Here is a 23940-nt window from a genome sequence, read left to right on the forward strand (position 1 = left end):
CCCTTCCCGAACTCAGAAGTGAAACCTCTTCGCGCTGATGGTAGTGTGGGGTTACCCATGTGAGAGTAAGTCATCGCCAGCTCATTATTCTAAACACCCTCAACTAGCGTTGGGGGTGTTTTTTTATACGGAAAGGAAAATATTAAGAAGAATAATCACATTTTATTGTGTTTGAAATAATAATAAATCCATAATTAATAAAAGGTTTTAGACTAATGTTGAATTTTTATTTTTTGTGTTTTGTGTGAAAGTTACACAACCTACTTGAGTAGCAAAAGTGGGCATGGATGACTGATAAAAATGAAAGTCTTCACTGTAAAAATTGCTATTCAAGCTTACTGAAACACAAACTCACAGGAGGTGAGGAATGGCACATCAAGCAATTAACGTGAATGATGTCATCGATCACGCAAAATTCAAACCATTTCATTTCAATGTCGTGGCATGGTGTCTACTGATCATTTTATTTGATGGCTATGACTTGGCAATTAATGGGGTCGTTTTACCCTTATTGATGGATGAGTGGGGCTTGAGTGCTGTTCAGGCGGGGATGCTCGCGAGTACTGCATTGGCAGGTATGATGTTTGGCGCGATGATTTTTGGTTCTTTGGCCGATAAAATTGGTCGTAAGAAAGTCATCATGATCTGTATCGTTCTGTTTAGTGGTTTAACCTTTGCAGGTGGCTTCGCCTCTAATCCAACTGAGTTTGCGATTTTACGTTTCTTGGCGGGTTTAGGCATTGGTGGTGTAATGCCAAACCTTGTGGCCTTAACTTCTGAATATGCACCTAAAACCATGCGTAGCACCTTAGTGACTACTATGTTTAGTGGTTATGCTGTAGGTGGTGTAATGGCAGCCTTACTTGGCTCATGGTTTACCCCAAGTTTTGGCTGGGAAATCATGTTCTTTATTGCAGGTATCCCATTGTTTTTATTGCCTGTGATTTGGAAATTCTTGCCAGAATCTTTAACCTTTATTGTCAAAGAAAATAAGCAAGATCAAGCCCGTCCAATCGTAGCGCGTTTAGCACCAGATTTAAAAATTACCGAAGACACCACTTTTGAATTGTATCAGGTTGGTGTGCCTGAAGCTGCTAACGTGGTGAGCTTGTTCAAACGCGGTCGTGCAGTGAATACTTTATTGTTCTGGTTAGCGTTCTTTACTTGTCTATTAACCATGTATGCACTCAGCAGCTGGTTGCCAAAACTGATGATGGCGGCAGGCTATTCTATGGACAACAGCTTAATGTTCATGATGGTGATGAACGTAGGTGCAGTCGTTGGTATCGTGGGTGGTGGTATTTTAGCAGACCGTTTCCACTTAAAACCTGTATTGATGTTCTTGGGAATCATGGGTGCATTGGTGATGAGCCTCATGGGCTTCCAATCTAATCAATTCTTACTTTACATCTTAGTATTCTTGGCGGGTGCAGCATCTATTGGTTCACAAATGTTGTTGTATAGCTATGTGGCACAATATTACCCACTTGCGGTACGCTCAACAGGTATTGGCTGGTCATCTGCCATTGGTCGTATGGGTGCGATTGTGGGTCCAATTTTAATTGGCGGCTTATTGGGTATGAATTTACCTGCACACTTCAACTTTATGGCAGTAGGTTTGCCAGTGTTGATCACTGCAATTGCGGTTGCCTTGATTATGAGTGAAGATGAAGCTGAGCAAATTAAAGCAGGCAAAGCAGTTGCTGCCAAAGCTTAAACTTGTAATGTGCTAAGTTCAAAAGTCCTCAACCTTGTTTGGGGACTTTTTGATTACGGGGTGTGTAAATAGAAAGTGATGATAGATAAAGTTATATACTCAAGACACAGATAAAAAGAAACCCCATCATCCTGACGGGGTTTCTTTGTATTTCGTGTTTAGGTATAACTCCTGTCGTACCTCACGATCCTGGTGCTCAAACCTATTATTGTTGTTTTCTGTTTGGGAAACATCCTGTCTCCTTATGCTTTAAAGAATACCGTAAGCTCAAAAATACTGCCTAGCCTCATTTTGCTTCAGTGCATGTAAGCAAAAACTGACAAAGTGATGAATGATACTGACGCTGTTTTTGAGCAAACGATAAAATACCGAGCTTATTTTTGTCCATAAACAGGCGTATACTGATTGCGTGATTGGAGTAAATATGTCTGATTTAGCTGCAGCATCTCATGTTCAGTATGGTACTAAGCCGTTTAAAGCCATTCTTTTTTCGTTGTTTCTAGCGGGTTTCGCTTCTTTTTCGACCTTGTACTGTGTGCAACCGATGATGCCAATTTTGGCCGATTTTTTTACGGTTACACCAACCCAAAGTAGTTTCCCGCTGTCATTTTCTACTGTGGCTTTGGCGATAGGTTTGCTTTTCACAGGTTTTATTTCAGATCGTTTTGGGCGTAAACCTATTATGGTTTTGGCTTTATTTTTAGCTGCCATTTTATTAATTCTGAGTGCCTTACTTCCAATCTGGTCATTCTTTTTAACCACACGAATTTTTATTGGCATTGCTGTGAGTGGTGTAGCTGCGGTCGCCATGACCTATATTGGTGAAGAAATTCGACAGCAAGATATTGGTTTTGCTATGGGGCTGTATATTTCGGGTACGGCCATTGGTGGCATGGGTGGACGTTTAATTGCTGGGGTCTTGGTCGATTTTATATCTTGGCAAGCGGCAACCTTAATTATTGGTAGTTTGAACTTACTGATTGCAATCACCTTTTATATGTTACTGCCCGCATCGAAAAATTTTACAGCGTATCCGATTCGCTTCTCGCGGTTTAGAGATGCTTTTGTTGCCAATTTGGCAGACCGTAAATTAAGAATCCTGTTTTTACAGGGCTTTTTGCTGATGGGCTGTTTCGTTAGTATTTTCAATTACATTAGCTATTATTTATTGGCTAAACCATTTGAGCTTTCTCAAGTTTGGATTGGGGTAATTTCAATTGCCTATTTGGCGGGTATTTACAGTTCACCACGCGCAGCAAGCTGGGGCAATCGTATTGGACGTGAACGTGTGTTGCCTATGGTGATTGTCCTAATGTTGATCGCATTATGGTTGATGTCGATTGCACATTTAGCCGTCGTATTGGCTGCATTGGTGCTATTTACCTTTGCTTTTTTTGCCGCACATTCTACTGCCAGTAGTTGGGTGTCGATTCAAGCACTGCAGTATCGTGCAGTGGGATCATCATTATATTTATTTAGTTACTACATGGGTTCGAGTTTGCTCGGTAGTGGTAGCGGTCTGATTTGGGAACAATGGGGCTGGTCAGGTCTGACATGGGTGATGACTGCGGTCTTGGGTGTGGCGCTTTATGGCGCGTGGCGCTTAAAGCTCAAACCAGTGGAGATACGATAAGCGTTCAGGATTATTGCTTTAGGCTTATCCCTTTATGCTTTTCTTATTCAGATACCAACTTAGGATATAAAAATAGTTTGCTGATTTTGTGTGTTTTTTAATCAAGCAAGATGAATGGAATTCATGCTAAAATAGTCGGCTTTCATCTTTGATCGACTTCTGATCTTCCACTTCCCAGCCGAGAATTGCAAGCCATGTCTACTGCTTATACTGCTCAGACCGCACCCAAAGCGTTGTTTGATTACGACAAATATTGGGCGTCATGTTTTGAGCCTGCGCCATTTTTGCCGATGTCACGCGAAGAAATGGATCAGCTCGGTTGGGATGCCTGCGATTTTATTTTGGTTTGTGGTGATGCTTATATTGATCATCCCTCTTTTGTATCGGGCGTGATTGGTCGTGTGCTTGAGGCGCAGGGCTTTCGTGTCGGGATCATCGCCCAACCAGACTGGACCAATGTGGAATCTTTTCGGGTACTAGGGAAGCCGACCATTGCTTGGGGTGTTACCGCGGGCAATATGGACTCGATGATCAACCGCTATACCGCAGACCGTAAAATCCGTTCTGATGATGCTTATTCGCCAGACAATCAGCCGAATAAACGTCCTGACCGTGCAGCTACGGTGTACTGTCAGCGTTGTCGTGAAGCCTTTCCAGATGTGCCTGTTTTACTTGGCGGGATTGAAGGCTCGTTGCGTCGTATTGCACATTATGACTATTGGTCTGACAAAGTTCGTCGTTCAATTTTAATGGATTCTAAAGCCGACTTATTGATGTACGGCAATGGTGAGCGTTCGATTATTGAAGTGATGCACCGTTTGGCCAAAGGCGAAAAAATCCACGAAATTACAGATGTACGTGGTACAGCATTTATTATTAATAAACATAACCGCGCGTCTAAAGCCAAATTTGTTGAAATTGCATCTAATGATGTAGACAGCGTGGGCCGTGTTGATCCAATCATCAACCCTTATGTGATGACCGAAGATTTAGACGGTTGTGAGATTGAAAAAGACAAGGGCAACAACCTCGCGCAATATCAAAATTTCCAGAAAGATGTGGTCAGCAATCCAATTGTGCGTGAAGGTGATCAGCTAGATGCAGATACCCAGATTGTGCAATTGCAGCCTGCTTCAAAAGCAATTAAACACAAATTACCCCCACGTGAATTGGCAGTGATTCGTTTGCCTTCTTTTGAGGAAGTGGCGAATGATCCTGTGCTGTATGCGCATGCTAACCGTATTTTGCATTTAGAAACTAACCCGGGCAATGCGCGTGCTTTGGTGCAAAAGCATGGTGAACGTGATGTGTGGTTGAATGCACCGCCTATTCCGTTGACTACGGAAGAAATGGACTATGTATTTGATTTACCGTATGTACGTTTGCCGCATCCATCTTATGGCAATGCACGTTTCCCTGCTTTTGATATGATCAAGTTTTCGGTCAATATCATGCGTGGTTGTTTTGGTGGCTGTACTTTCTGTTCGATTACCGAACACGAAGGACGAATTATCCAAAACCGTTCTGAAGAATCCATTTTGCGTGAAGTGGAAAAAATTCGGGATACTGCGCCTGGCTTTACTGGCATTATTTCAGACTTGGGTGGCCCGACTGCAAATATGTACCGTTTGCATTGTAAAGACCCTGAAATTGAAAAGAATTGTCGTAAACCCTCTTGTGTATTCCCGGGCGTATGTCAAAACTTACATACCGATCATGCACCTTTAACCCAGTTATATCGTAAAGCGCGTGAACTGAAAGGTATTAAAAAAATTCTGATTGGTTCAGGTTTACGTTATGACTTGGCAGTGTTGAACCCTGAATATGTACGTGAATTGGTGACGCATCATGTGGGCGGTTATTTAAAAATTGCACCTGAGCATACCGAAAAAGGCCCATTATCTAAGATGATGAAACCAGGTATTGGTACGTATGACCGTTTTAAACAAATGTTTGATCGTTTCAGTAAAGAGGCGGGCAAAGAGCAATATTTAATTCCGTACTTTATTGCCGCGCACCCAGGAACGACCGATTACGACATGATGAATTTGGCGTTGTGGCTGAAAAAGAATGGTTTCCGTGCCGATCAGGTACAGACTTTCTATCCATCGCCAATGGCGACCGCTTCGACCATGTATTACACAGGTAAAAACCCACTGGCCAAAGTGGCGCGTTATACCGAAAATGTGGATATTGTCAAAGGCGAAAAACGTCGTCGTTTGCATAAAGCTTTCTTACGTTACCATGATCCAAACAACTGGCCGTTGTTGCGTGAAGCCTTAAAAGAAATGGGACGTGCAGATTTAATCGGAAACTCTAAACAGCACCTGATTCCAACCTATCAGCCGCAAGGCACAGATGGACAGTATCAAACGGCACGTAAGAAAAACTCGACTGTCGCGGGTGATTCACAAAAACGTACGGGGCAAAGTGGTAATCGTGCTCAGAACAGTAATCGTCCGAAGAAAGGGCAGATATTGACTCAGCACACAGGTTTGCCGCCACGTGAAACAGGTGAAAAACGTCCATTTTCACACAAAAAATCTAAGCCAAAATCGAAAGCTTAGTACTTGAAGTTAAGATCCATCAAAAGGCGCTGCAGCGCCTTTTTTGTTTGCTTTTCATTTCATCGGAATTGTCCGACAATCGAATCTGTTAAGCATTGCTTTGTTATTTTTTTGCATGCTATACAGTATTCGTATCTAATGATAAAAACACGCTTAGATGCTACAGCACTTAGACAAAAGGCGGGCTTGTGAAACAAAATTTCTGTTTCTATGATGGTTTTGTCAATGTTTCATGTAGTTTCTTAAATGGAACGTTTAAATATAAAAGCGTGTTATATACTGATTTGATGAAAAAATCGGCATGAAGCCGAAACAACTATAAAAATGATTTTAAGGATTGAATAATGACCATTTATATTTTGATTGGGGTTTTGATACTGATTTTCTTTCTCTTGATGGCGGTTAAGGGCTTGGAAAATAGAGAAAAACCTCAGGACAGTGCACTAAAGCAACGTGCAATTTTTAACTTAAATGAACAGCTGACGTATACACGTTTGCAGGAAATTTTACCTCAACATATCATCTTGGCGCATGTGTCTTTTGATGCCTTGCTGACCACGAAATTTTCACGTACTCGACATAAATACCGCAATATGATTGCCGATTTTGTGGTGTTGGATGCCAATCATCAAGTTGTTGCAATTGTGGCTTTAGATGATTTGTTGATGTTGAAACGTAGCCGCAATGCACAATACCAAGATGAATTGCTGCGTTTGGCGGGTTATAAAGTGCTGCGTTATGAAGATGTGCCTGAATATCACGAATTACGCGAAGCTTTTGGGCAGTCATCGTCATCTTATGCAGATTTAGATGATTTGGATACTGCCTTAAAGAAGTATGATTTTTTAGCGCATTCTGTACGCCATAAAGTGAAGGTATTAGGCTAAACGCTTGCCGCTAAAATCACTAGATAGACAACATGAATCAGCATGTCGCCATGACATGCTGATTTTTTTGGGTATGTTCCTGATCCAATCACATCTGTTATACGTTGGGTTGCTCTTCAGGTTTGACTGCAACCACAGTCATCTCAACTAAAACGTCAGGATGATATAACTTGGCTTCTACGCAGGTACGCGGTAAAGTTTGTATATCTGCCACCCAAGCATCCCAAACTTGATTCATTGCGGCATAATCGCGCTCAATGTCTTTTAGAAAAATCATTACCGACATGATGTGGCTTTTATCTGTACCCGCATCTGCCAATAAACGATCAATCAGGGCAAGTGTTTGTTGGGTTTGCCCCTCAATATCTTGTTGTGTGTCTTCTGCCAGTTGCCCTGCCAAATGGACTAAATTTCCCGAAATTGCAATTTCAGAATAACGTTTTTGGATATGTAGACGTTGAACAGCCATTGGGTGTGATCCTCGCGCCAAGCGATTGGGTATAAAAAGCGTGAGGTATTATAGAGGCAGGCAAGCACGTGGAAAATATGCAGGCAGCAGTCTACTTAAAATAAAAAGTAGTTGAATGGAAAATACGAGGAAAAGAGAGACGGTGTATCAAAGCGGCGAAGTGCCAAGCGCAGAGTTGTCCTGTAATCTTCGGATTTGATCGTCACGCCAATCACAGGACAAGTATGCCAAAAGTAATGGTGATTTTTGACATCTCAGCGTATGTACGGATAAATACATCGCGCGCATAGATTACTCTAAAAAGCACAACTGTGAAGGGTAAATTGTCTTATTTTTATTCTTTTGGCTGAAATTTATACAAAAGTTGGCTTTAGTATTCATCGGCAAGTATTGGCTAGGTATGTTTTATGTAGAGCGGGAAGTTTACCGCTTTAAAATCCGTGATATTTATGAGTTGTGATATTTACAGCAAAGATAGTTGTGCTTGCTCATCGGCAGGGCTGAGTTGATACAGACCGACCCCAATTAAACGGAATTGATCCTGTGCGGGAATATGCATTTCGTGAAGCAAAAGCTGCAGGACTTTTTCAAGATCATTTTTAGTTTCAAGAGGCTGTTTAAAACTTTTGCTATGTTGTAAGACCTGAAAATTTTTGAGTTTCAATTTGGCCGATACGCCACGTGCAACATATTGTTTTTTCACTAAACTGTGCCAAACCTGATCAATCAAGCTAGACCAGTAAGCTGCACATTCGGCTAAGTTTAAGTCATCATCAAAGGTGATTTCTTTGGAAATTTTCTGGCGCTCACGTTCTGCCTGCACAGGACGTTCATCAATCCCTTGGGCAAATAAAAACAGGCGTTTTCCATATTTGCCAAAATGATGAATCAACAGGTTTTCTTCAATGTGTTGCAAATCGCCTAAGGTATTTAAATTCAAGCTTTTTAATTTTTCCTGTGTGACTTTACCTACGCCTGGAATTTTCTTTAAGGGTAAGTCCTGAATAAACTGCTGCACTTGACTGGGTTTAATCACGCAAATGCCATTGGGTTTATGCCAGTCCGAAGCAATTTTGGCTAAAAATTTATTCGGTGCGACACCTGCCGAGGCCGTTAAACCTGTACTTTGAAAAATATCTGCCCGAATCCGCATTGCGACTTCAGTTGCACTTGGAATACCTTGTAAATTTTCGGTGACATCTAAATAAGCTTCATCTAAAGACAAGGGTTCAATCAATGGTGTATAACGCTGAAAAATCTGATGAATTTGTGTGGAAACCTCACGATAGAGTGCAAAATTGGGTTCGAGTACCACCACCTGCGGGCAGCGTTTGCGGGCTTGTGCCATCGACATGGCAGAACGTAAACCAAACTCACGCGCAGGATAGGATGCCGCGGCAATCACAGCACGAGGATGATGCGAAGCAATCACCACAGGTAAATGCTGCAATTCAGGACGACTGCGCAGCTCAACAGAGGCATAAAAGGCATCCATATCAATATGAATGATTTTCCGCATGGCACAAACTAGATGAAGCGTTTAGATTTCAACAGTATCGCATGTTTAGGAAGTCGGTTGTAGCATCGGAGCAAGCGGATAAGGCGTGTTGCTATTCAGCAAAATCACCTGTGTCGATTGCTGTTCTGCATAGTCGATCAAACGCTGTAAACTCCGTGGGCTATGGTCGGCAATGCGGGGCAAAAACTCTAAAGGGCGCGCTAAAGGCTGGAAAAAATTATCCCAATGAATTGGAATCACGACACGAGGGCGCAACGTTCCCACAGTTTCATCTAAATAATGCTGTTGAAAAGCAACCGATTGTTTAGAGAGCTGTGCAATCCCTAAAAATAAAGTATCTACCTGCAAGTGTTGTAATTGTTTAGAAATCGCGCCTGTACTGGCTTTGACTAAAATGTTCTGTTCAGGATGCTGAATGTAATAATCAAAACTGCCGCCTTCTTTAAATTCATAAAAACGGGCAGGTAAGGACAATGGTTGTTGAATTTGTTCACCTAAATCATTATTCACAGCGGTGGCAGGGGTATGCTGTGATGGAATAGCCGTAATCTTAAACTTTCCAATCTGTATTGGTTGGGCAGGATTGACAAGGCTTAATCGAGATTCAGGAATTGCGGCACCACGGGCAATGTTCAAACTACTTTCTGAACCGATGATTTGACTGTGTTTGAGTTGCTGCGCCAAAAATGGCAAATCTAGCGTGTGATCATAATGCGAATGGGTGATCAAAATCGCACGTGTGCGTTGTAATTGATGCTGTTGAATCAACTTGTGCAATAAGGCTGGTTGGCTGTCTAACTTGTTCCACATGACTTGTGCAAGAGAGGGGCGACTAAAAAATCCATCAATCAGAATTTGGTTTTCACCATCATCAAACAATAGGGTAGATACGCCAAAATAATGTACTTTTAAGTTGGCATTTGCGGTTTTTGTTGAATATTGCCATGCGGAAAATTGTTCTAGTTTGCCTGCGGGTTGTAATAGGTAAAGCAGTGCGAATCCTGCACAAATGCTGAGCGTAAGCGCAGCCCAAAGCAGTCCTTTCATAATTTTCATGACGGTACTTTTTTATTGTGATACGGCTATCTTGTTATTTTTTTTGGTTCGGTTCAAGTCTAGCGGGTTGAATCGCGTTGTCTGTTAAAAAACGCTGCCATTGTTTGGCGTTTCCATAAAAAACATTCAGGTCAACTGGGGTGTGAATACCGTGTATTTGACCCTGATTGGTATGTTGCCAAAATAACCATTTTGGCTGACCTGCCAGTTGTGGTTCACCCTGATATTCTCTGACCCAAAGTGGTGTTTGCTTAAAGCTTTCAGTTAATACCATATTGTAAAAGGCTTTAGATACATAAAAAATCGGTTGTTTTTCATAATGTTGATATAGCGCATCATGCATGATTTGAATTTCGCGCAGTAACTGTTCTTTGGTATAGGTATTGATGCAGTTGCTGTCATACTCCAAGTCAATTACAGGTGGCAAACTGTCGGATTTTTTTGGAACAGTCGCAATAAAGTTTTCTGCCTGAATTGCTCCATCACGGCATAAGCGATAAAAATGATAGGCGCCGACCAAAAAGCCATGTTCACGGGCTTTGAGCCAGTTATCCTGAAATTTACGGTCTTTAAAATCGCCCCCTTCGGTGGCTTTTAAATAGACAAAGGCATATTTTTGTGGGGAAATTTTATGCCACTGAACATCGCCTTGATGATGTGATACATCAAAGCCTTGAATTGGATATTCTTCGGTTACCGCAGGTTGTTGGCGCAACACACCCAAATACAATAAAACCGCCAAAACAGCACTGCCAAGCATCGCAATGGTCATACGATAGTGCGGTGTAAAAGCTGAGTTTTTAGCTTGATTGGACGGTTTGCGCATGTTGAAAAAGCTTCGCGGAGCAAAGTCATATCATAACGTGCAGTGCGGTGTAGCACCATGCGCTTTCGGTAATGGCGTTTTAAACAGCCGTGTGTTTGGGGATATTCCAAAACACTAAAAATGCCAAAATATTTAATACACCCAAACAAATTAAAGTGGCATGAAAGGCACTGACTAACTGTCCTGCGCCGTAATAGGCACTAAACATATTCACCAAAGTACCTGCCAATGCCACGCCAATACTCATCGACAGCATCATAATCATGGATAAAAAACTATTGCCGCTGCTGGCATCTTGTTGAGGTAAATCTTTGAGCGTAAAGGTATTCATACCCACAAACTGCAATGAATTAAGCACCCCAAATATAAAAAAATGTAAGGCACGTAACCAAGTCGCAGTTTCAGCAGTGGTCAGCGAAAAACTGGCAATACAGGCACCGACCAATAACGTATTGGTCAGTAAAAACTGCCGATAGCCAAAACGTTGAATTAAAGGCCGAATAATTGGTTTAGATACCAAAGAACCAAGCACAGTTGGAATCATCATCAAACCTGTGATAAATGGTTCAAAACCAAAAGTCACCTGCAGCATGATTGGCATGATAAAAGGCATGGCATTGCCCCCGAAGCGGGCAAAAAAGTTACCTAAAATACCAATCGCATATAAGCGATTTTTAAATAAATCGCTGCGAAATAAGGCATTTTGATGAGTATGGGCATGGCGGGCATAGCATGCTGCGGCAATACCGCCAGCCAAGATTAACGCTAAATTCCAAAGCAGATTATGTTGTGGGTTGGCAAAATTTTCGATGCCTAAAGATAAGCCCGCCATCGCCACAACTAATAGGATAAACCCGAGAAAATCAAAGTTTTTAACTTCAGTTTCAGTCACATTTGGCATGGCTTTGATACAAATCCAACAGCCCAAGATGCCCATAGGAATATTGATCAGGAAAATCCAGTGCCACGTGGCGACTTCGACCAACCAGCCACCCAGCGTTGGGCCAATTAAGGGGCCAATCAACCCTGCCAGACTCATCAGGCTCATGGCAGATAAAAACTGGGTGCGTGGAATAATTTTTAATATCGCCAAGCGCCCGACAGGCAAGAGCAATGCGCCACCAATACCTTGAATCACCCGATAAAACAGCAATTCATTCAGACTCGCTGCTGCAGCACAACCCAAAGAGGCAAGGGTGAAAATGATAATCGCTGCAAAATAGGTGTTGCGTACTCCAAAACGATCTGCCAGCCATCCACTTAATGGAATACACGCTGCCACCGAGAGCACATACGCCACCACAACACTGTGCATCCGCAGCGGGTCTTCCTGCAGGCTATTCGCCATTGCAGGGATTGCTGTATTCACAATGGTGGTGTCGAGCGCCTGCATAAAAAAGCCAATTGAAACTAGAAATACCAAAAGGCGGTATTCAGGATGCAGGGCTTGATGGGTCGGTGTTTGGTTCATAACTCGGCAAAATGGACATTTGGTCTAGTTTAAACCATTTTGCAATCTAGCGGACTGCATCTATAAAAACATGAAAAGTGTTAGAAAATTCAAGGAAATGCAATGAAATTGTCATCTATTTGTCACCGATTATTCACTTTGAGTTTGTAAGTTGGGTGCATTTAGAAAAATGATGAGTAATTTATGAAAACGCAAATTTCTGCATTAATGTTGGCTTTATTGTCTGTGGGGATGGTGGGATGTAATGATAATAATGATCCTATTCCTGTAAAAGAAGAAGTTGTTGAAGCAACACCTACAACAATTAGTTTGGAGCGTTTAGGGGAATACGATGCACAAGTTTTTGGTGCGAGTGCTGCGGAAATTTCTGCTTATGATGCTGAAAGTAAACGTTTATTTGTAGTCAATGCGAAAAATGGCGTGGTCGATGTACTGGATTTAAGCAACCCAAGTGCACCTGTTAAGCTGAACAGCTTGGATGCCAAGACTCATTTGGCGAATTCTGAAGTCAATAGTGTTGCGGTACATCAAGGTATTGTCGCTTTAGCTGTTCAGGCAACACCTAAAACTGATAAAGGCATCGTGGCATTTTTTAAAGCCAAAGACCTGAGCTTTATCAGCAAAGTTGAAGTCGGTGCATTGCCTGATATGTTGACTTTTACTCCAGATGGCAAAAAAGTCTTGGTTGCCAATGAAGGTGAGCCAAATGAAGGTTATAAGATTGATCCAGAAGGTTCAATCAGTATTATTAATCTAACTGACATCAACAAGCCTACTGTAAAAACTGCAGATTTTCAGGCATGGAATACACGTAAGCAGGAATTGCTTGATGCGGGCGTGCGTATTTTTGGGCCAAATGCGACTGTCGCACAAGATTTAGAGCCTGAATATATTACGGTGAGTGACGATGGTAAAACTGCTTGGGCAAGTCTACAAGAAAACAATGCTATTGCTGTAATTGATTTGATTCAAGACCAAGTGGTCGATATTTTCCCATTGGGTTATAAAAACTTTGGCTTAGCTGCAAATGCTTTAGATGCAGGTGATCGTGATTGTGTTGTTGGTAAGCAAGACTATAACGGTAAAACGATTACAGCCTGTGCTAAAAATGAGGGGATGATTAATATTCAAGCTTGGCCAGGCTTATATGGCATGTATATGCCAGATGCAATTGCGCAATATCAAGCCAATGGACAAAGCTACTTGGTCACTGCCAATGAAGGTGATGCGCGTGAATGGTTGGTTGATGAAGACTTATATTTTGGTACGGATGAAATAACTCAGGGTTATGCAGAAGAAATTCGTGTTAAACACTTATTCAATAATAAAGGCTTCAGTACCAATGGCGATTATGAAGCGCATTTACGTCTATTAAAGTCAGGGGTTAAAGGCGCAAAGCTTGATTCAAACGTATTTAAAGCATGTACCACTACAGATGCCAATGAAGTTTGTGCAGATAATTTAATTAAAGATTCACAATTGGGTCGTTTGACGATTACTTGGACGCAAGGTTACAAGAAAGATACAAATGGTGAGCCTGTGCTAGACATCGATGGTTTCATGACCTATGACAAACTATATGCTTATGGTGGCCGCTCGTTCAGTATTGTAGATCCTAAAACCAAAAAAATTGTTTGGGACTCAAAAAATGACTTTGAACGTAAAGCTGCTGAATTATTTCCAGAATACTTTAATACCAATCATGAAAAATTAAGTATAGATGATCGTAGTGACAATAAAGGCCCTGAGCCTGAAGGCATTGCTTTAGGTAAAATTGGTCAAAAAACTTTTGCCTTTATTGGATTGGAGCGTATGGGGGGCATTATGGTGTATGACATTACCCAACCAACCCAGCCTTTCTTTGTTGAATATTTTAATGATCGTAAGTTTGGTGAAACCCGTACATCTTTCGATGCAGAAGGTAATGCGGTTACCGTTGAAAATTCAAATCTCGGTCCTGAAGGTTTGATCTTTATTGCAGCCAAAGATTCGCCTAACGGCAAGCCACTTTTGGTTGTGGGTAATGAAGTGAGTGGTACAACCGCAGTTTATCAAATCAAATTAAACTAATTAATTTATAAACTTAGATGCAAACCAAAGAGAGCACTACGGTGCTCTCTTTTTTATGCTGTACAACCAATGAACAGTGAATTAAAAAAAGCGAGTCACCGACTCGCTTTCACTTCTATTTTTTTATTGCTATGTCATGCAGCTAAAAAAGTTCAACCAACAAAATGACGTGGAGAATCCAAATTCTTCAAGGCATTAATAATTTTATGGGAGTGGTTACATACAATTAGTTTAGCGCGGTGTTGTGGCGGTAAAAAACCTTCGTGCACCGCATGATCTAACTGCTGAATCAGCGCATCATAAAAGCCATTTACATTATATAAAATCATCGGTTTTTGGTGCTGATTCAATTGCCCCCAAGTGGCAATTTCCAAAATTTCTTCAAAAGTACCCAAACCACCTGGCAACGCCACAAAGGCACTGGCGCGATCTGCCATCATCGCTTTACGCTCATGCATACTTTTTACTACGTGTAATTCGGTTAAATTGCTGTGGGCAATTTCATAATCCAGCATAAATTCAGGAATTACTCCCACCGCTTGCCCACCATGTTGCACAACGGTGTCAGCAACCAAACCCATTAATCCAATACTCGCACCGCCGTAGACCATACCAAAGCCCTGCTCGGCCAGTTTTCTTGCCAGTTGTACTGCTTTTTCCTGATAAATCGGGTTATTGCCAGAGCGCGAACCACAGTACAGTGCCACCAAAGGTTGAGAGGTTTGAGGAGATGGATTATTGATATATTGGGTCATTCTTAATTCGCTATTCATTTATTTTCTTCACCATAGCATGTTCTTTTTGTTGGCTCTAGCTTAGTACTCAAATATGACAAACCCGTCAGTATGCAGTGTTCAATTTGCAAAGATTTGTGAAAGTGCTGCATTGGCGTGGATGATGTCGCAAAAAGGGGATGAATCTGAGCGCAAACTTTCCTATACTCAAAGCTTGTCTGACAACTATAGAATCGTCATGGACAGTGGCAGTAGTCGCACCGAACGAATATTTTTAAATTACATGCTGTGCCAACCAGAGCAAGCAAACTTATCTTTTCAGTGTCATCGCCGTGTGGCACGTTTGACCCATGATATTCAGGAGAAGAGCGCATGATCTTTGAATGGATGTCTGACCCCGCTGCGTGGGTTGGGTTATTGACCCTGATCGTACTCGAAATTGTATTAGGCATTGATAACTTGGTGTTTATTGCCATTTTGGCAGAAAAGTTACCGCCAGAACAACGCAATACGGCACGGGTGGTGGGCTTGCTTCTCGCCTTGGGGATGCGCCTGATTTTACTCGCCTCTATCGCGTGGGTCGTCACTCTGACCCAACCACTGTTTCATATTTTTGAACATCCTTTCTCTGGACGTGACCTGATTTTACTGTTTGGTGGTGTGTTCCTGTTGTTTAAAGGCACCATGGAACTGCGCGAACGCATTGAAGGCAAACCAGCACTAAAAGAAGAAAACCCTGTGCACGCGACTTTCTGGATGGTGATCGTGCAGATTGTGGTGCTAGATGCGGTGTTCTCACTCGACAGCGTGATTACCGCTGTGGGCATGGTGCAGCATTTATCGGTCATGATGATTGCGGTGATTATCGCCATTGGCATTATGTTGTGGGCCTCTAAAGCGCTCATGGACTTTGTCAATAAGCATCCTACCGTGGTGATTCTATGCCTGTGCTTCCTGATGATGATTGGTTTCTCATTGGTGGTGGAAGGCTTTGGCTATCACATTCCAAAAGGCTATTTATATGCCGCCATCGGCTTCTCGGTGATGATTGAATTCCTGAACCAAACCATCCGCAGAAATCAGGAAAAAACCGTGACCACCACCGATTTACGCTACCGTACTGCTTCGGCTGTGATGCGGATGTTAGGTGGCAAAAGTCAAAATACGACAGAAAGTAGTCATATCAACGAAGATGTTTTGGCTACCCGCGCCTTTGCTGATGAAGTCTTTGATGCTGAAAATGGCGTCTATCACAGCGTGATGGTACAAGGAGTGTTGGGCTTATCTGAGCGTCCTGTAAAATCGGTGATGACGCCACGTCCTGAACTGGAATGGATTGATTTAGACGAAGATGATGCCTCAATTCGCAGCCAATTATTAAGTATGACCCATTCACGAGTGATTGTGGCACGTGGTGAACTGGACAATATCTCAGGCATTGTCTTAACCCATAAAGTCATGAATCAATACATTGAAACAGGTGTACTGGACTTTGAAACACATTTGCGTGAACCCGTGATTGTGCATGAAAATGCCCAAGTTTTGATGGTGATGGAGCAATTGCGTCAAGCACCGCTGCAAATGGCGATTGTGCTGAATGAATATGGCTCGATTGAAGGCGTTGCCACACCTATTGATATTCTGGAAGCAATTGCAGGCGAATTCCCTGATGAAGATGCTCTCGAAGCCAGTGCTGAAAGTTTGGAAGATGGCACATTATTGCTAGATGGTTCCATTGATATTCGTCACGTATCTTTATTATTAGGTCGTGATTTGGTGGATGAAAGCGAGCAATATTCAACTTTATCAGGCTATATTTTATTCCATTTGGGGCGTTTGCCTGAAAACGGTGAAAAGCTGCTTTCCGATGGTTATGTTTTTGAAATTGTGACCATGGATGGACATAAAATTGAAAAAGTGCATTTGATTCAGCAGGAATCTTCAAGCGCATCATAAACTGAACGCCAAACTGCATTTCAGTCTTGTGCTTCCGCTAAAATAGCCTGCATTGTCAGGCTGTTTTGGGGCTGTTGCCATTGCAAATATAGACGAAGTGTCAACAGACCCTATTATTGATTTAAATTTCTGGAATTTTCTATGCATCACTTGGCATGTCCATGCGGGCAGGGCGATTATCAACACTGCTGCCAACCTTTACACGTAGGGCAGGCACATGCGGAAACTGCAAGCCAACTCATGCGTTCACGCTATAGTGCTTTTGCCTTACAACAAATTGATTATATTGTGCAAACCACTGCGCTAGGACAACAGGCAAGTCTGGATGTTGGCGCAATTGCAGATTGGAGCAAGTCGAATCAATGGTTAAAGCTCGAAGTGCTGAATAGCAATGAAAAGTTAGATAAAAGCCATGCCCAAGTTGAATTTAAAGCCCATTACCATGATGCTAAGCAGGCGCAAATTCACCATGAAATTTCCCATTTTGTGCAACATCAGGCACGCTGGTATTTTCTAGATCCGACCACAGGGCAACAGCCGACCATGAAACAGCCGTGTATTTGTGGTTCGGGTAAAAAATTTAAGCAATGTTGTGCGCAATTTTTATAACTTTATCTTGGTTTTTCGCTTATTATAACGCGCATCTATTGGCCTAGTGAAAGAAGGGCAAGTCCATGTTGTTGTTGGTCATTTACTTAATCGCGATTACCGCAGAAGCGATGACAGGCGCATTGTCTGCAGGGCGTCGCAGCATGGACTGGTTTGGTGTCACCTTAATTGCCTGTGTCACCGCATTGGGCGGTGGTTCGGTGCGAGATGTATTGTTGGGGCATTATCCGCTGACTTGGGTCAAACATCCTGAATATTTGGTGCTGACCTGTATTGCAGCTTTTATCACCATTTTAATTGCCAAATGGATGCGTCATTTACGTTCCATTTTCTTGGTGCTCGATGCTTTAGGCTTAATTGGCTTCACTATTATTGGTTGTCAAATTGCTTTGGAAATGGGGCATGGCTTTGTGGTGTCTGCCGTTGCAGGCGTCTTAACAGGTGTGTCAGGTGGGATTCTGCGTGATATTCTGTGTAACGATGTGCCTTTAGTGTTCCGCCGTGAGCTATATGCCAGTATTTCTTTTGTGTCCGTGATTTGCTATTGGTTGTGTATCGAAATCGGTTTGTCGCTTGAATTGACCGTGATCTCAACACTTGTTTTTGGTTTTACTTTGCGTTTGATTGCGATTTATTTTGGCTTAGAAATGCCTAAATTTATTTATCAGGACGATGATGAACATTCAGCATCCTCTAAAGATGAAACCTAATTGGTTATAAGAATTGTATTGAATATCTAAATAGAAGCGAACCGATCACCAGATCGGTTTTTTAATGCTATCCACATCCTGTCAATTCATAGTATAAAAATACAACAGCAGTTGTGTTTTAGCCCATATCCTTTTAGCCAACTTAAAGAGTGTGTTATGGATTTAGTTTCGCGTGTGCAACGTCTACCCATTGGAAAATTCCACTATAGCCTACTGGTGGTGATTGGTCTGGGCTGGATGTTTGATGCCATGGATACAGGACTGATCTCCTTTATTTTGGCAAAAATGGCAGAAGACTGGAGCATGACCCCTGCCGAAAAAGGCATGGTGGTGTCAATTGGCTTTGTCGGAATGGCCATTGGGGCAGTCTTTTCAGGTGGTCTGGCCGATAAAATTGGACGTAAAACTGTATTTGCCACCACCTTGGTGATTTACAGTCTAGCTACTGCCGCTTGTGCCTTTGCACCGAATTTAACTTGGTTACTGGTCTTTCGCTTTATTGTCGGTTTAGGTTTGGGCGGGCAGCTTCCCGTAGCGGTGACTTTGGTCAGTGAATACATTCCTGCGCATGTGCGTGGGCGTTTTATTGTATTGCTGGAAAGTTTTTGGGGCTTGGGGTGGTTATGTGCGGCATTGGTTTCTTATTTTGTGATTCCAAAATTTGATTGGCATACAGCATTTTTAATCGGTGGTTTGCCTGCCTTATATGCCTTGGTTATCTGGAAAAAAGTCCCTGAATCTATCCCATATCTGATCAATCGTGGTCGTATTGCCGAAGCACATGCACTGGTACAAAAGTTTGAGCGTCAATGTGGGGTAGAAGTCATTGAACAGATTGAAGTTCAGCCTGTTGCCGCTAAACAGCATATCTCTTTTACCCAACTGTGGTCGGGGCCATTTGCACGCCGTAGTTTAATGCTGTGGCTGATTTGGTTTGGCATTGTCTATTCCTATTATGGCATTTTCACTTGGTTGCCTAGTCTGTTGGTGCAGCAAGGCTACAGCATCGTACAGTCATTTGAATATGTGTTGGGCATGATTTTGGCGCAATTACCCGGTTATATTGCAGCTGCTTGGCTGGTCGAAAAATTAGGGCGCAAAGCCACACTAGCTGGTTTTATTGGCATGTGTGCCGTATCGGCTTATTTCTTTGGTCAGGCCGACAGTGTAGCGATGATCATGTTCTGGGGTTGTTTGATGTCGTTCTTCAACTTGGGCGCATGGGGTGTGCTATACACTTATACTCCTGAACAATATCCAACCAATATTCGTGCTTTTGGTTCAGGTTGGGCCTCGGCGATTGGGCGTATGGGCGGTATTATCGCCCCAATGGTGGTCACACACATGATGGTCATGCAAAATGGCTTTAGTTATGTCTTTATGATGTTTACCGCGGTTTTATTGGCCGTTGCTTTGGTGATTGTGGTGTTGGGTGAAGAAACCAAAGGCAGAACTTTAGAGTCGATAGGTTTGTAAAATGACCACCAGCCATCGTATATTTTGCATTGCTGTTTTTTATAAAATGAATATTTTTACGGCATAAGACACAAATTGTCGCAGAGCATCCTTACTAGCCCTTGTGCAGGATGCTGCTGCGGCATAGCATAAGCCGATTGATACAAAAACAAATGATTTAGGACGACAGGTTTTATGACAAGCCTTGCGCATCATGCAACAGAAAACCGTTCCGTAGCAGAATTTACTGAACGTGCATACCTTAACTATGCCATGTACGTGATTATGGATCGTGCATTACCCCATATCAGCGATGGTTTGAAACCTGTACAACGCCGTATTGTGTACGCCATGAGTGAGCTTGGACTCAAGCACAGCGGCAAACCGAAAAAATCGGCCCGTACCGTAGGGGATGTATTGGGTAAATACCATCCACATGGTGATTCTGCTTGTTATGAAGCTATGGTGTTGATGGCGCAGCCGTTCAGTTATCGTTACCCATTTATTGAAGGGCAGGGCAACTGGGGGTCACCCGATGATCCTAAATCGTTTGCCGCCATGCGTTATACCGAAGCCAAACTATCGCAATATAGTGAAGTACTTTTGGCGGAATTGGGGCAAGGTACTTGTGATTGGCAAGATAACTTTGATGGCTCATTAAAAGAACCTGTCAATTTGCCTGCGCGTGTACCGAATATTTTGCTTAACGGCACCACAGGTATTGCCGTGGGGATGGCGACCGATATTCCACCGCATAACTTGCGTGAAGTGGTGAAAGGCACAATTGCCCTGATTCGCAACCCAAATTTAACCGATGAAAAAGTCGCAGAATATATTCCTGCGCCAGATTTACCGACCAAAGCTGAAATTATTACCCCACCTGAAGAATTGCTGAAAATGCAAAGTACAGGTCGCGGTAGTTACCGTATGCGTGCGGTGTACAGCATCGAAAAAAATGAAATCGTGATTACCGAATTGCCGTATCAGGTTTCGGGTTCAAAAATCATTACCCAAATTGCCGATCAAATGCAGGCGAAAAAACTGCCGTTAGTAAGCGATGTGCGTGATGAATCTGATCACCAAAACCCAACTCGTTTGGTGATTGTACTGCGTTCTAATCGTATTGATGCCGAAGCGGTGATGAGTCACTTGTTTGCCACGACCGATTTAGAATCGAGCTATCGTGTCAATATGAACATGATTGGCGCAGATGGTCGTCCACAGGTGAAATCGATTCGTCGTATTTTGCTGGAATGGATTGAGATTCGTAAAAATACCGTCACACGTCGTTTGCAATATCATCTTAATAAAATCGAAAAGCGATTGCACATTTTGGCAGGTTTGCTGATTGCCTATTTAGATATTGATACCGTGATTCGGATTATTCGTGAAGAAGATCATCCTAAAGCCGAGTTGATGGCGCATTTTTGTATTGATGAAATTCAGGCCGAAGCCATTTTGGAGTTAAAGCTACGCCATTTAGCCAAGCTTGAAGAAATGGAAATTCGCCGTGAACAAGAAGAATTAGAAGCACGTGCTGCCATTATTCGTGAACAATTGGCGAATCCTGAATCATTGAAAAACTTAATTATCAGTGAGTTGAAAGAAGACGCGAAAAAATTTGGTGATGATCGTCGTTCACCGATTGTATTGCGTGCCGAAGCGACTGCAATTAATGAACAAGATATGCTACCTGCCGACCCTGTGACGGTGGTGTTGTCTGAAGCAGGCTGGATTCGTTGTGCCAAAGGGCATGAGGTCGATGCGGAAAATCTAAACTTCCGTGCGGGTGATCAATATCTCAGTCATGCACAAGGCAAATCCAATCAGCGCGTTTATATTTTAGATGATACGGGACGCAGTTATGCGTTGCCAATTAATAGCTTGCCTTCGGCACGTGGCTTGGGAGAACCATTAAGTTCAAAACTCGCTCCTGCCAGTGGCGTTGGCTTTAAACAATTACTAATTGCCGATGATGAAGCTGAAATTCTAGCAGCCAGCAGTAAAGGTTATGGTTTTAAAACACAGGCCAAACAGTTAGATACCAATGCCAAAGCAGGTAAAGCATTCCTGTCTTTGCCTGAACAATCGACAGTGATGAACTTGCAAATGATTGAACACGCGAGTCATGTTGCACTGCTCAGTTCAGCAGGGCGTTTACTGGTGATTGAACTGTCAGAATTGCCAATTTTGAACAAAGGTAAAGGTAATAAATTGATACAACTTGAAGAAAAAGATCAGTTGGTGTCTATGTTACCTTTAAGTTTAGATGAAGCAATTCAAGTATTTGCAGGACAGCAACAACTCAAACTCAAAGGCGACGATTTGCTGAAGTATGTGGCGAAGCGCGGCACGAAAGGTCATCTCTTACCACGCGGTTACCAAAAAGCAAATAAACTGTTAATTCAAAGATAATACTAGCGTTTTTTAAGCAAAATACGTTATATATGGTTTGTATTCGTGAAAATGGATGCAATACGGGACATAAACAAGCAAAGAACGACGTCCTGTATTGAGAAAAATAGTTTAAAACTAAGGATTACTGATTGGAGAAATTGGCATTATGGAAAAGATTTGGTTTGCTGAATACCAAAAGAGAGGAATTCCAGAAACTGTAGAACTGCCTGCAGAAAATACGTCACTCGTAGACATTTTTGAACGTAATTTCCAAAAATTTGGTTCACGTGATGCCTTTATCTTTATGGATAAAGTTTTAAGCTTTAGTGAACTAGAAGAAGCTAGCCGTAAATTTGCAACCTATTTACAAAGCTTAGGTTTAGCACCAGGCTCGCGTGTTGCCGTAATGATGCCGAACGTACTTCAATATCCAGTGGTTGCATTAGCGGTGTTGCGTGCAGGCTTAGTATTGGTGAACGTGAACCCACTTTATACTTCACGTGAGTTAGAGCACCAATTAAATGACTCTGGTTCTGAAGTTTTAGTGATTATCGAAAACTTTGCATCGGTTTATCAGGCAATTATTGGTAAAACTCCTGTGAAGCATGTGGTTGTTGCTTCTGTGGGCGATATGTTAGGTGCATTAAAAGGTACCTTGGTGAATTTTGTTTTACGTTCAGTGCGTAAGCAAATTCCAGCATGGAACATTCCGGGTCACATTAAATTTAATGCAGCAATTTCCAAAGTGAGCCCAAGCAACTACAAACGCCCAAGCTTAACTTTAAGTGATACTGCTGTGTTGCAATACACAGGTGGTACAACAGGTGTATCTAAAGGTGCAGAATTAACGCATCGTAACCTTGTGGCAAACATGCTGCAATGTGATGGTATTTTCCAAAGTAAATTTGGTGCGAAAGATGGTCAGCCAGATGATCGTATTTTCTGTGCATTGCCGCTGTATCACATCTTTGCATTCATGGTGTGTGCGCTTTACGGCATGTACAAAGGTCAAGCAAACGTATTGATTCCAAACCCGCGTGATTTACCTGCGGTAATGAAAGAATTACGTAAATATCAACCAACTTTCTTCCCTGCGGTGAATACCTTATTCAATGCACTTGTGAACAATGAAGAGTTTAAACAGCTTGATCACAGCCGATTGAAAATGGCGATGGGTGGTGGTATGGCCGTATTGCCTTCAACTGCTGAAGCATGGAAAAAAGTCACAGGCACCAACATTATTGAAGGTTATGGCTTGTCTGAGACTTCACCTGTGGCAACGGCTAACCCACCTACATCTGACGAATTTAGTGGTACCATTGGTATTCCATTGCCATTAACTGAAGTGGCTATTTTGGATGATGACGGCAATGAAGTTGCACTAGGTGAGCAAGGTGAAATTTCAATCCGTGGTCCACAAGTCATGAAAGGCTATTGGAACCGTCCAGATGAAACTGACAAAGTGATGATTAATGGTTTCTTCCGTACAGGTGACATTGGTGTCATGGATTCACGCGGCTATGTGAAAATTGTAGACCGTAAAAAAGACATGATTTTGGTATCAGGCTTTAACGTTTATCCATCTGAAATTGAAGAAGTCATTGCGAAGCATCCGAAAGTCTTGGAAGTAGCAGCAATTGGTGTGCCAGATGAAAAATCAGGTGAAGTGCCAAAACTATTTGTGGTGAAAAAAGATCCATCATTGACCACTGAAGAAGTATTAGCATTCGCTAAAGAGAACTTAACTGGCTATAAACGTCCACGTTATGTGGAGTTTATGGATGAATTGCCAAAATCAAACGTAGGTAAAATTTTGCGTAAAGATTTGCGTAAGACTGCGTAATTCATTCTGCTCTGAAATAAA

At 42.3% G+C, this 23940-nt stretch carries 18 protein-coding genes and 1 rRNA gene; 13 read left to right on the forward strand and 6 right to left on the reverse strand.

Going from position 1 to position 23940, the window contains the following annotated elements:
- The 5 genes from rrf to AC07E5_RS11525 form a co-directional block, all read left to right on the forward strand.
- Window positions 1–82, forward strand: a 5S ribosomal RNA gene (gene rrf, locus AC07E5_RS11505); the annotation flags it as partial.
- A 285-nt stretch (window positions 83–367) separates the two neighbouring features.
- Window positions 368–1717, forward strand: a complete 1350-nt coding sequence (locus tag AC07E5_RS11510) for an MFS transporter (RefSeq protein WP_096902259.1) — start codon at window positions 368–370, stop codon at window positions 1715–1717.
- A gap of 424 nt (window positions 1718–2141) precedes the next feature.
- On the forward strand, window positions 2142–3350 hold the full coding sequence (locus tag AC07E5_RS11515) for an MFS transporter (protein WP_096902258.1): 1209 nt from the start codon (window positions 2142–2144) through the stop codon (window positions 3348–3350).
- Window positions 3351–3544: 194 nt separating this feature from the next.
- The gene (locus AC07E5_RS11520; protein WP_498625515.1) at window positions 3545–5917 is read left to right on the forward strand and encodes a YgiQ family radical SAM protein; all 2373 of its coding nucleotides are present in this window, start codon (window positions 3545–3547) and stop codon (window positions 5915–5917) included.
- 344 nt (window positions 5918–6261) lie between these two features.
- Entirely contained in the window at window positions 6262–6804 is a 543-nt protein-coding gene (locus tag AC07E5_RS11525; protein ID WP_131261667.1) for a DUF2726 domain-containing protein, read from the forward strand.
- Between the two features lie 97 nt (window positions 6805–6901).
- Here AC07E5_RS11525 and AC07E5_RS11530 read toward each other — a convergent pair whose 3' ends face one another.
- From AC07E5_RS11530 to mdtD, 5 genes are all read right to left on the reverse strand, one after another.
- Window positions 6902–7273 (reverse strand): RidA family protein, encoded by a 372-nt coding sequence (locus AC07E5_RS11530; protein WP_104852890.1) that lies wholly within the window; start codon window positions 7271–7273, stop codon window positions 6902–6904.
- A gap of 463 nt (window positions 7274–7736) precedes the next feature.
- A complete protein-coding gene (dinB, locus tag AC07E5_RS11535; RefSeq protein WP_317098132.1) occupies window positions 7737–8792 on the reverse strand; it encodes a DNA polymerase IV in 1056 nt (351 codons plus the stop codon).
- A 45-nt stretch (window positions 8793–8837) separates the two neighbouring features.
- A complete protein-coding gene (locus AC07E5_RS11540) occupies window positions 8838–9848 on the reverse strand; it encodes an MBL fold metallo-hydrolase (protein WP_004975617.1) in 1011 nt (336 codons plus the stop codon).
- Window positions 9849–9882: 34 nt separating this feature from the next.
- The gene (locus AC07E5_RS11545) at window positions 9883–10674 is read right to left on the reverse strand and encodes a glycoside hydrolase family 25 protein (protein WP_394803969.1); all 792 of its coding nucleotides are present in this window, start codon (window positions 10672–10674) and stop codon (window positions 9883–9885) included.
- Between the two features lie 79 nt (window positions 10675–10753).
- Window positions 10754–12145 carry a multidrug transporter subunit MdtD gene (mdtD, locus tag AC07E5_RS11550; protein WP_498625516.1) on the reverse strand — a complete coding sequence of 464 codons (1392 nt, stop codon included), beginning with the start codon at window positions 12143–12145 and terminating at the stop codon, window positions 10754–10756.
- Window positions 12146–12328: 183 nt separating this feature from the next.
- Between mdtD and AC07E5_RS11555 the strand changes: the two genes are divergently transcribed.
- The gene (locus AC07E5_RS11555; RefSeq protein WP_498625518.1) at window positions 12329–14215 is read left to right on the forward strand and encodes a choice-of-anchor I family protein; all 1887 of its coding nucleotides are present in this window, start codon (window positions 12329–12331) and stop codon (window positions 14213–14215) included.
- A 152-nt stretch (window positions 14216–14367) separates the two neighbouring features.
- Here the strand turns inward: AC07E5_RS11555 and AC07E5_RS11560 are convergent, their stop codons facing one another.
- Entirely contained in the window at window positions 14368–14988 is a 621-nt protein-coding gene (locus tag AC07E5_RS11560) for an LOG family protein (protein ID WP_096902251.1), read from the reverse strand.
- A 55-nt stretch (window positions 14989–15043) separates the two neighbouring features.
- Between AC07E5_RS11560 and AC07E5_RS11565 the strand changes: the two genes are divergently transcribed.
- The 7 genes from AC07E5_RS11565 (at window position 15044) to AC07E5_RS11595 (ending at window position 23919) form a co-directional block, all read left to right on the forward strand.
- Window positions 15044–15325 (forward strand): hypothetical protein, encoded by a 282-nt coding sequence (locus AC07E5_RS11565; RefSeq protein WP_131261671.1) that lies wholly within the window; start codon window positions 15044–15046, stop codon window positions 15323–15325.
- Entirely contained in the window at window positions 15322–16905 is a 1584-nt protein-coding gene (locus AC07E5_RS11570; RefSeq protein WP_004975629.1) for a TerC family protein, read from the forward strand. Before AC07E5_RS11565 ends, AC07E5_RS11570 begins: the two co-directional genes overlap by 4 nt.
- A gap of 141 nt (window positions 16906–17046) precedes the next feature.
- The gene (locus tag AC07E5_RS11575; RefSeq protein ID WP_104852900.1) at window positions 17047–17514 is read left to right on the forward strand and encodes a YchJ family protein; all 468 of its coding nucleotides are present in this window, start codon (window positions 17047–17049) and stop codon (window positions 17512–17514) included.
- A 65-nt stretch (window positions 17515–17579) separates the two neighbouring features.
- The gene (locus AC07E5_RS11580; protein WP_004975638.1) at window positions 17580–18224 is read left to right on the forward strand and encodes a trimeric intracellular cation channel family protein; all 645 of its coding nucleotides are present in this window, start codon (window positions 17580–17582) and stop codon (window positions 18222–18224) included.
- A 156-nt stretch (window positions 18225–18380) separates the two neighbouring features.
- On the forward strand, window positions 18381–19700 hold the full coding sequence (gene niaP, locus AC07E5_RS11585) for a niacin transporter NiaP (RefSeq protein ID WP_104852902.1): 1320 nt from the start codon (window positions 18381–18383) through the stop codon (window positions 19698–19700).
- 174 nt (window positions 19701–19874) lie between these two features.
- Window positions 19875–22094, forward strand: a complete 2220-nt coding sequence (parC, locus tag AC07E5_RS11590; protein ID WP_498625520.1) for a DNA topoisomerase IV subunit A — start codon at window positions 19875–19877, stop codon at window positions 22092–22094.
- Window positions 22095–22242: 148 nt separating this feature from the next.
- Window positions 22243–23919 carry an AMP-binding protein gene (locus AC07E5_RS11595; RefSeq protein ID WP_317098128.1) on the forward strand — a complete coding sequence of 559 codons (1677 nt, stop codon included), beginning with the start codon at window positions 22243–22245 and terminating at the stop codon, window positions 23917–23919.
- The last annotated feature ends 21 nt before the right edge of the window (window positions 23920–23940 follow it).

Source organism: Acinetobacter seohaensis (genome assembly GCF_056431365.1).